Annotated in this window: 9 protein-coding genes; 8 read left to right on the top strand and 1 reads right to left on the bottom strand. The window is 59.6% G+C overall.

The window, feature by feature from the left end:
• Positions 1-149 precede the first annotated feature (149 nt).
• The 8 genes from M0654_RS12415 to gabD are packed head-to-tail and all read left to right on the top strand — an operon-like array spanning position 150 to position 9,757.
• Positions 150-1,037 (top strand): branched-chain amino acid ABC transporter permease, encoded by an 888-nt coding sequence (locus M0654_RS12415; protein ID WP_248683371.1) that lies wholly within the window; start codon positions 150-152, stop codon positions 1,035-1,037.
• Positions 1,034-2,845: a branched-chain amino acid ABC transporter ATP-binding protein/permease gene (locus M0654_RS12420; protein ID WP_390920169.1), complete on the top strand. Its 1,812-nt coding sequence runs from the start codon at positions 1,034-1,036 to the stop codon at positions 2,843-2,845. The genes M0654_RS12415 and M0654_RS12420 overlap by 4 nt, the downstream gene beginning before the upstream one ends.
• Complete coding sequence (locus M0654_RS12425) at positions 2,832-3,536, top strand: ABC transporter ATP-binding protein (protein WP_248683372.1); 705 nt, start codon at positions 2,832-2,834, stop codon at positions 3,534-3,536. Before M0654_RS12420 ends, M0654_RS12425 begins: the two co-directional genes overlap by 14 nt.
• A 2-nt stretch (positions 3,537-3,538) precedes the next feature.
• Complete coding sequence (fabG, locus tag M0654_RS12430) at positions 3,539-4,348, top strand: 3-oxoacyl-ACP reductase FabG (RefSeq protein ID WP_248683373.1); 810 nt, start codon at positions 3,539-3,541, stop codon at positions 4,346-4,348.
• 45 nt (positions 4,349-4,393) lie between these two features.
• Positions 4,394-5,239, top strand: a complete 846-nt coding sequence (locus M0654_RS12435) for a shikimate dehydrogenase family protein (protein WP_248683374.1) — start codon at positions 4,394-4,396, stop codon at positions 5,237-5,239.
• Positions 5,236-6,660, top strand: a complete 1,425-nt coding sequence (locus M0654_RS12440) for an FAD-binding oxidoreductase (protein WP_248683375.1) — start codon at positions 5,236-5,238, stop codon at positions 6,658-6,660. Before M0654_RS12435 ends, M0654_RS12440 begins: the two co-directional genes overlap by 4 nt.
• Positions 6,660-8,267 (top strand): GMC family oxidoreductase, encoded by a 1,608-nt coding sequence (locus M0654_RS12445; RefSeq protein WP_248683376.1) that lies wholly within the window; start codon positions 6,660-6,662, stop codon positions 8,265-8,267. The genes M0654_RS12440 and M0654_RS12445 overlap by 1 nt, the downstream gene beginning before the upstream one ends.
• 35 nt (positions 8,268-8,302) lie before the next feature.
• Positions 8,303-9,757, top strand: coding sequence for an NADP-dependent succinate-semialdehyde dehydrogenase (gene gabD, locus M0654_RS12450; RefSeq protein WP_248683377.1), 1,455 nt, complete (start codon positions 8,303-8,305; stop codon positions 9,755-9,757).
• A 117-nt stretch (positions 9,758-9,874) separates the two neighbouring features.
• Here gabD and M0654_RS12455 read toward each other — a convergent pair whose 3' ends face one another.
• Entirely contained in the window at positions 9,875-10,195 is a 321-nt protein-coding gene (locus M0654_RS12455) for a hypothetical protein (RefSeq protein WP_142589962.1), read from the bottom strand.
• Between the last annotated feature and the right edge of the window lie 117 nt (positions 10,196-10,312).

Raw genomic sequence — 10,312 nt, forward strand, 5'->3', positions numbered from 1 at the left:
CTGAAATGATGGGGATGCAGTGGCAGGACGGAAAGCTGGTCACGGTGTTCCCGGATTCCGCTGCCATGACGCCAATCAAGCTGGGTGAGTGAGCCCTTCTGACGTGCCGGGCGGTCACCGCCCGGCACCTTTCTGTCCTGGAGAGGCCAATGAACACTTTCTTACAAGTTCTCACCAACGGGATCATGCTCGGCAGTCTATTCGCCATCGTCGCCGTGGGCCTGACCTTGATCTTCGGCATCGTCAAAGTCGTCAACTTCGCCCATGGGGAATTCCTCATGGTGGGCATGTATCTGACTTACGTCCTGACGACCTGGATGGGGATCCACCCGTTTGCGACGGTTATTCTCGTTGCACCGGCCCTCTTTCTGCTGGGCGCCGTGACACAGCGGTTCCTGATACAGCCCCTGATGTCTGCCGACGACGATCACATACAGATCTTCGCTACGGTTGGACTTTCGACCGCGCTTATCAACCTGGCGCTGTTGGTCTTCGGTGCCGACATCTCTAGCACGCCGGCAAGTGGACTCCGAACCCCTCTGCAGCTTGGTCCTGTACGCCTGCTCTCGGGCCAGGTTGCCATCCTAGTTGCTTCCATTGCAGTTGTCGTGGTTCTCCAGTTTTTCCTTTCGCGCACGCAGACCGGGCGTGCCATCCGCGCCGTCGCCCAAAACCGCGCGGCTGCTCAGCTGATGGGTATCAATGTCAATTGGATCTACATCCTGACCTTTGGCATCGGCGCCGCCTGTGTGGGAGTCGCCTCGGTCCTCATCGCCCCGCTCTATCCAACCTCGTCTGGTATCGGCACATACTTCGTCCTGACCGCGTTCGTCGTCGTCGTTCTGGGAGGTCTTGGATCGATCGGAGGGGCCTTTGCCGGCGCCATGATCATCGGCCTGATCGACAGCTTTGCGGGATTTTACATCGGCTCCGACCTTCGTGAGGTCGCCGTCTTTGGCGTGTTCCTCTTGATCCTCATCCTGAAGCCGTCGGGCCTGTTCAGCTCGCGTCTCAACCTATCGCACGTGTCGCCATGACAGATATTTCCTCCACTTCCCCCAGACCGCAGGCAGCCTCCAATGGCTGGATGCTGAAGGCTATCCCACTTGCTGTTATCCTTGCATCACTGCTCCTCATCCCCGTCATGGTCGGCAACCAGTTCGTCTACCATATCTTCATCACGATCTGCATCTTCGCTGCCCTTTCAACAGCCTGGAACATCGTGGGTGGCTTTGCCGGCCAGCTTTCGTTGGGGCATGCCATCTTCTACGGGATCGGCGCCTACACCGGTGTCATCCTGATGAACATGGGGATCAGTCCGTGGATCGGGATGTTCGCCGGCGCTGCGATAGCCGTCGTGGCCGCAGTGATCATCAGCTATCCCTGCTTCCGCCTGCACGGTCCTTTCTTCGCTCTTGCTACCATCGCTTTTCTGGAAGTGTTCCGGGTTCTCGCCCTTCATTGGCGTGAACTCACTGGCGGCGCAACTGGGTTGATGATCCCTTTGCAGATTGGTTGGGAATGGATGGTCTTTCGTGACCGGCTCCCCCAATTGCTCATCGCGTTCGGCCTGCTTCTGCTGACCTTGGCGATCGCTTGGTGGATCCGCTCGCACAGGATGGGCTTCTACCTCGTGGCGACCCGCGAGCGGGAATCGGCAGCACTGGCCGCTGGCGTTGGAACGGTACGGGTGCGGCTCGCAGCCGTTGCGGTATCTGCCGCACTCACAGCCTTTGTGGGTACATTTCATGCCATGTACCTGACATTCATTGAGCCCGCTGCGATGTTCTCACTGCAAATGTCGATCCAGATCGCGATGTTTGCCCTGATCGGCGGCTTGGGAACCGTGTTCGGTCCCCTCCTCGGCGCTGTTCTTCTCGTACCCATCAGCGAACTGGCGCGTGGTTGGCTTGGGGCGCATGCGCTGGGCCTCCACGGCTTCGTCTATGGCGTTGTCTTGATGCTGGTCGTTCTGTTCATGCCCAACGGCCTGATGGGGCTGATCTCTCGCTTCACGAAGCAGAGGCGTGAGCGGGGCGTGTCAGCAGGCACGATTGCCGCAAGCGCGGCTACGTCTGACGCAAGCCAGAGGGCACCGATCGGTTCCGACGTCATGCGTGTGGAGCACCTGCAGAAGCATTTTGGCGGCCTTCACGTCACCAACGACGTCGGTTTCACGCTTAGGGAAGGAGAAATCCTCGGGTTGATCGGGCCGAATGGTGCAGGCAAGACAACCGTCTTCAACATGATTTCCGGCTTTCTGAAACCGGATAGCGGATCGGTAACGGTTCGCGCCGCCGACGGTAGCTGGCAAAGTCCTGCTACTCCTGGCGACTTCGCAACGATTGGCGTCGGTCGCACCTTCCAGATCGTCCAGCCATTCGCCGCAATGACCGTTGAAGAGAACATCATGGTCGGCGCGTTCCATCGATATTCCGATGTCGAAGAAGCCCGCGAAGTTGCGCGTGAGACGGCCGAGCGGATGGGGCTTGGGCCCTGGCTCCATGCCGAGGCACGCGGGTTGACCATAGGCGGCCTGAAGCGGCTGGAAGTCGCTCGTGTCATGGCGATGAAGCCACGCATCCTCTTGCTCGACGAAGTGATGGCGGGGATCAACCAGACGGATGTTCGCCGGGCGATCGACCTGATGAAGTCGATCCGCGAAAGCGGCGTCAGCATCGTTGCCATCGAGCACGTCATGCAGGCGGTGATGTCCCTCTCAGATCGCGTGATCGTTCTGAATTCCGGCAAGATCATCGCCGAGGGCGAGCCTCGCGAGGTGGTCAAGGATCCAGTGGTCGTCGAGGCCTATCTTGGAAAGGAATTCATCGATGCTCAGGCTTGAGAACATTCACGCCGGCTACGGCCCGACAACCATTCTTCACGATATCTCGCTGGCCGTGGAGGCCGGGGAAGTCGTCACCATTGTGGGCGCAAATGGCGCTGGAAAGACCACCACTCTTCGTACCATTGCCGGACTGATCCGCCCTACCACAGGCAAGATCACCTTCGAAGGTGAGGACGTCACCCGGCTTTCCTCGCACGAGATGGTCGATCGAGGCATCACCTTGATCCCGGAAGGGCGTCAGCTTTTCCCGGACATGACGGTTCAGGAAAACCTTTTGATGGGCGCTTATCGGAAGGCGGCGCGGCAGCACAAGGACGCTGCACTGGAGGAGGTCCTGTCGCTGTTCCCGCGAGTGCGCGAGCGTCTTGCCCAGAAAGCCGGATCATTGTCAGGCGGCGAACAGCAGATGGTCGCAATCGCCCGCGGCATGATGGCTCGGCCCAAACTCCTGATGTTCGACGAGCCTTCTCTCGGCCTTGCGCCGATCATCGTCACGCAGGTGTTCGATGTCATCGAGACGATTGTGAAGACAGGGGCAACCGTCCTGATCGTCGAGCAGAACGTCTTCCACACACTGAAGGCGGCTGACCGGGGCTACGTGCTGGAGAACGGCGAGATCGTCCTGGCCGACACGTCCGATGCACTGCTCCACAACGACCATGTCCGTCAAGCATATCTGGGAATCTGAAAATGTCTCATCGAGAAATCAATCCGGAAGAAATCGCCTACAGGCCGAGCCATGCTGGACGCCGCGTTCTGGTGACCGGCGCAGGGCGCGGCATCGGTCGGGCCATTGCGCAGCGCTTCGCAGCGCGTGGCGCTATGGTCGGCGTTGCTGACATGAACGAAGCCGACATCAATGAAACGGTCCGGCTGATCGAAGTCGACGGCAAGGGCAGCGCGATCCCCTTGGTGCTGGATGTCGCGGATTATCCGTCCGTAGAGAAGGCACTCGGGGATGCGGCAGGCCGGATCGGCGGCCCCTTCGACACTGTCGTGAACAACGCCGGGATTTCGCCGAAGCATGAAGGCATCGCACACAAGATCTGGGAGATGGATCCAGCGGAGTGGAACCGGGTCGTCGCCGTCAACCTTTCCGGCTGCTTCAATACTATCCGTGCGCTCTCCCCCAGCATGCGGGAGGCGAATGCCGGCTGGATCGTCAACATGTCTTCGGTTGCAGGCAAGACATACTCGCCCATCGTAGCTTGCCACTATGCCGCAACGAAATCTGCCCTGATCGGCTTTACGAAGCATCTTGCCGCAGAACTCGGACCCTTCGGAGTCAGGGTCAATGCCATAGCGCCGGGCCGCATCGAAACCCCTATGGTTCGCGCCGTCGCCGGCGAAGTCAACGAGGAACAGGTGCGAATGACGCCGATGGGGCGATTGGGCGCCCCCGAGGAAGTTGCCGATCTTGCCCTCTACCTTACCTCGCCAGAAGCAAGCTTTGTGACTGGCCAGACCATCGACGTTGCCGGTGGCCTGTACATGACCTGAGGCACGCCGAGACGTGTCGCACAAGGCAATGCATAGGATCCTCTCATGACCTCTCCGATCGCCGCGGATCACAATGAGCTCTACCGGAGCTTCTTGCCGCCAGTCACCGGACGCACCCGCATCTACGGCATTCTCGCCGATCCCATCTATCATGTGAAGACGCCGGAAGTGATGAACGCCCTGCTGAAGTCGAAGGACGTGGATGCGGTGCTCGTGCCATTCCATGTCAAACCGGACGGCTTGAAGGGGCTTGTTGATGGTCTGCGGCGTATGGAGAACTTCGGGGGCTTCATTGCGACGGTGCCGCACAAGACGGACATGCTCGCGCTGTGTGACGAGGTCACGGACGCTGCGCACAACATCGGCGCCGTCAATTGCGTTCGCCGCGAGCCTGACGGTCGCATGGTCGGGGCCATGCTTGACGGTATCGGCTTTGTTGAAGCCTTGCGTGTTGGAGGCGCGGATCCGGCGGGGATGAGGGCCTATGTTGCGGGCGCGGGGGGAGCTTCCAGCGCCATCGCATTCGCCCTCGCCGAGGCAGGAGTGACCCACATCACTATCGCAAATCGGACCGTGAAGCGTGCCGTGAGCCTTACCGAACGCCTTAAAGCTGCATATCCGGCTCTTACGGTCGCAACCAATGCTCAGCGGGTTGCGGACCATGCACTGGTCGTCAACGGGACGTCGCTGGGAATGCGTTCCGGCGATGAGCCACCCTTAGACCTCTCACAGCTTCATCGGGATCAGCTTGTCGCGGATGCCATCATGGAACCCGCCATGACACCACTGCTTGAGGCGGCGAAGGCGAAAGGGTGCAGGATCTTTCCCGGCAAACCAATGCTGGAGTCCCAGATCGTGCTGATGGCGCAGCACATGGGTGCACTGGCATGACGAGCCGAACCGATCTTCTCTCGGCGCTCTCTGGCATCGTGGGCGAGCGATACGTCCTGACCACAGCAGAAGACACCGCACCTTATGCGACGGACTGGAAGCGAAGCACCACGGGGGTCCCAGCATGCGTGGTACGCCCTGCCTCAACAGCCCAGGTGGCCGCCATCGTCCGACTTTGCGGTGATTCTGGCATCAGCATCGTGCCCCAAGGCGGCAACACCGGCCTTGCCGCCGGGGCCATCCCGGACACCACTGGGGGCCAGGTCGTCCTTTCCCTGAACCGTATGCAGACGATCCGCTCGCTCGATCCGATCGGCATGACCGTGGAAGTAGAAGCGGGTGCAATCCTCCAGACCGTTCGCGAGAAGGCGGCTACTATGGACCGGATGCTTCCGATCGCCATCGCAGCAGAAGGCTCCGCTACTGTCGGGGGCGTGATAGCCACGAACGCCGGCGGATTGAATGTTCTTCGCTATGGGATGACGCGCGATATTACGCTCGGGCTTGAGGTCGTTCTTGCTGATGGTAGTGTATCAAACGGCTTGCGCCATCTGCGCAAGGACAATGCCGGCTACGACTGGAAGCAGTGGTTTATCGGTTCCGAGGGTACTTTGGGCATCGTCACCGCCGCAGTTCTGCGGCTCGTGAGCGTTCCTCGTCACTCCGTCACAGCCCTCCTCAGCGTTAGCAGTCTTGAAGCCGCCATTTCGCTGTTCGGCCACGCCCAGCAGGAGATCGGAGAAGCGCTTTCAGCTTTCGAACTTATCTCTGCCAACTCTCTGGATCTCGTCAGCCGGCATGCGCATCTGAAGCCACCTATCACCGCTGGTGACTGGTTCATTCTTCTTGAAGGAGCCTCCAGTCTTTCCGGACTGCGCGACGCAGCCGAAGGTGTGTTGGCAGGCGGGTTGGAGAATGGCTGGGTTATCGATGGCGTTGTTGCGGAATCGGAGGCGCAGGCTCGGCAGCTCTGGGCTCTGCGCGAGCACATCACCGAAGCGGAAGCGCGGGACGGTCCTAGCCTGAAGCACGACATATCCGTATCACTCACGCACTTGCGCGAATTCCTGGATGATGCCGGGGGCGCTCTGGTAGATGCAGCTCCCGGAGCGGGGCTCAATATCTTCGGCCACTTGGGCGACGGCAATCTCCACTACAATGTCCTGTTCCGACCGGATCACGATCAAAAGGCAATCAACCGCATAGTACACGATGCCGTCATCAAGCACGGGGGCTCCATCTCTGCGGAACATGGATTGGGGCAATATCGGGTGGATGAATGGCTGCGGCTTGCTCCCGAAAGCGACCTGCGCCTCGCTTCCACATTGAAGACTGCGCTCGACCCAAGTGGCCTGCTCAATCCGGGCAAGATCCTTCCTTCCTCGCTCCCACACACCAAAGCGATCAGGGGGGTGAACTAATGCAGCAGGATCGCGAGTCATTCGACTACATCATCGTCGGCGGTGGCACGGCTGGCTGCGTTCTTGCAAACCGTCTGACGGCATCTGGGAAGTACACAGTCCTGCTGCTGGAAGCCGGCAAGGCCGCGCGAAGCCTCTGGGTCGAGATTCCCGCAGGCTTCAGTAAGCTGCTCACTAATCCGGACTTCAACTGGCGCTTTCAAACCGAGCCGGAGGAGGCCACCGGCAACAGGGTCATTTCGGTTCCCCGCGGCAAGGGGCTCGGTGGCTCGACCTTGATCAATGGCATGATCTACGTACGCGGGCAGCCGCAGGACTATGACGGTTGGGCGCAACAGGGCTGCCGGGGGTGGAGCTTCGAGGAAGTGCTCCCCTATTTCCGAAAACTTGAAGACTACGACGGCCCAGCTTCGTCTTTGCGTGCGCGAGGTGGTCCGCTGCCAGTCACTGAAGTCAAGGAACGTCCGCTAATCGCCGAAGCGTTCATCTCTGCGGCGGAGAGCGCGGGCTACGAACGCAGTGCCGACTATAACGGAGATCGTCAGGACGGCTTCGGCTACTATCAGGTGAACCAACGACGTGGCCGTCGGGTGAGCGCGGCTGCTGCCTATCTTCAGCCAGCCTTGAGCAGACCCAACCTTAAGGTCAGAACCAATGCGCACGTAACGCGTATTCTTCTGGAGAACGGCCGGGCGACGGGCGTCGAACTGCGCCTGGGCAGCAGTTCCGTCGAGGTCCACGCTCGACGCGAAGTCATCCTGACCGCAGGTGCTGCCCAGACGCCGCAGTTGTTGGAGCTGTCTGGCATAGGCGACCCACGGATATTGCAGCCACTAGGGATTGAGGTCCGGCACTTTCTGCCGGGCGTGGGGGCAAATTATATCGACCATTTCTGCACCCGGATGAATTGGCGTGTGAAGCTGCCGGTCACCCTCAACGAGCAGACGCGTGGCCTAAAGCTCGGACTCGCGGTTACACGCTACTTCGCGACGCGGAGTGGCATCCTGACGCTCGGTACCGGGCTCGTCCATGGCTTCGTCCGGACCCGACCGGGCTTGGATGGGCCCGACGTCCAGTACTTCTTCATACATGCGAGTTACGCCAATGCAGCGGAGCGTAAGCTTGATCGGCTTCCTGGAATGACCATCGGCGTCACTCAGCTTCGGCCGGAGTCGCGGGGAACCATACATTCCAGATCTCCCGACCCCTTTGCGCCACCAGCCATACGACCTAATTTTCTAGCAACGGAGGAGGACCGTCGAGCTATCGTGGACGGAATGAAGGTCGCTCGAAGGATCGTCGAGGAGGCTCCCTTGGACGCTTTCCGAGACAGGGAGATGAGCCCCGGTCCTGAATGCAGGACGGATGAAGACTGGCTTAATTTCGCCCGACGCGACGGCCAGACGATCTACCATATCTGCGGAACCTGCCGGATGGGGGTGGACGAAGGTGCCGTTACCGATCCTGCGCTCAAGGTCCGTGGCATCGAGGGACTTCGCATTGCCGACGCCTCGATCATGCCCACCATGGTTTCTGGGAACACGCAGGCCGCTGTTTTCATGATTGCGGAAAAGGCTGCGGACCTGATCCTCGACGAGGCCCGCTAACACCACGATGCGCAAGACAACAGGAGTTGGAAGAAATGAAGCTCAAGGATCAATCTCTCTTCCGTGAAGCGGCTTTGGTTAGTGGTGAATGGGTTCAGGCAAGCGCGGACCACCATATTGCGGTCGACAATCCGGCGACCGGTGAGATCATCGGGCACGTGCCGAAGCTTGGCGCGGCCGAAACCCGCGCCGCAATTGAATCAGCTCGCATTGCGCAGAAAGACTGGGCCGCACGCACTGCAAAGGAGCGCGGTGTCGTGCTGCGCAAGTGGTTCGAATTGATGATGGAGAACAAGGAGGACCTTGGAAAGATCCTGACGCTCGAACAGGGCAAGCCACTTGCTGAGGCCATGGGAGAAATCACCTATGGTGCAAGCTTCATCGAGTGGTTCGCAGAAGAAGGTCGCCGTATCAATGGGGATATCATTCCCGGCCACCAGCCCGACAAGCGGATCATGGTCATGAAGCAGCCCATTGGGGTGGTTGCCGCGATCACGCCATGGAACTTCCCGAATGCCATGATCACTCGCAAAGCCGGGCCGGCGTTCGCGGCTGGGTGTGCAATGGTATTGAAGCCAGCGTCGCAGACGCCGTTTTCGGCTATCGCCATTGCAATTCTAGCCGAGCGGGCTGGCATTCCGAAGGGACTATTCAGCGTCATCACCGGCTCGGCGCGAGAAATCGGTGGCGAGATGACAGCGAACCCAACTGTCCGGAAGCTTACCTTCACGGGTTCTACGGAAGTCGGTGCGGAACTCTACAGGCAATCGGCGCCGACCATCAAGAAGCTCGGCCTTGAACTTGGCGGCAATGCTCCTTTCATCGTGTTCGACGATGCGGATCTGGATGCGGCAGTTGAGGGGGCGATCATCGCCAAGTTCCGCAACAACGGCCAAACCTGCGTCTGTGCAAATCGCATCTACGTGCAGGACGGGGTCTATGATGCGTTCGCCGAAAAGCTGGCCGGTGCTGTGGGCAAGCTCGTCACGGGCAACGGCTTTGACGATGGCGTGATCCTCGGACCATTGATCGACCGAGCAGCGCTGGAAAAGGTAGAAGAACACGTGGCTGACGCCTTGGGCAAGGGAGCCAGAACCGTCACCGGAGGCAAGCGCCTTTCGATCGGCAACACATTCTATGAACCTACCGTACTTGCCGACGTCACAGCCGAGATGACGGTCGCTCGGGAAGAAACCTTCGGTCCCGTCGCACCACTGTTCAAGTTCAAGGACGAGGCTGATGTCATTCGACAGGCCAATGATACCGAGTTCGGCCTTGCATCCTATTTCTACGCGAAAAACATGGCGCGTGTGTTCAGGGTCGCGGAAGCGCTTGAGTACGGCATGGTGGGCGTCAACACAGGACTTATTTCGACTGCTGAAGCTCCCTTCGGAGGTGTCAAGCTCTCCGGCCTCGGACGCGAGGGGTCACGCTACGGCATCGAGGAATTTCTGGAACTCAAGTACGTCTGCCTCGGCGGTGTAGCCTGAAGGTAGACGGACTCCCGCTGCATAGAGTATGCAGAAGCATGAGGAGCAGAGATGATTGACTGCTCCTTACCCGTCGCCCCACATTTCAGGCGGCGGCAACGCCGTCGTCGCGCAGAATCAAGCTTCTAGCTCAAAAACATGGTGGTGGATGACGCCGTCGAACATGGCGAGCAAGCCCTTGGTCATATCCCGGCTTGCATATCGAACCGGGGAGTTCAGTGCCTCATCCAGTGCCTCCCGGCTGTCGTACATAGTCGACAGCACCATGGGATAAGCGGGAGCGCCCTCGTCCCGCTCAATAGCATAGAGCACGCGGACTTCGCGAACGCCGGGGAACTCCAGCCACATCGGCATCAATTTATCTGCCACATATGCCTTGAAGGCGGCTTCCTTACCTTCGTGGATGCGACCTTCGAAGAGTGCTTGGCGAATGATCATGTCACGTCCGATTCAGTTGACGGTGGTGGGCGGCTTTTCGCCGTTGAAGAATGCCTGGAGGTTAGCAAGGACTGTTGATTTGCACTGAGAGCTGACCCGGGATTGCGGGAAATTATC

The organism is Neorhizobium turbinariae, from assembly GCF_023223505.1.
Taxonomy (GTDB): domain Bacteria; phylum Pseudomonadota; class Alphaproteobacteria; order Rhizobiales; family Rhizobiaceae; genus Neorhizobium; species Neorhizobium turbinariae.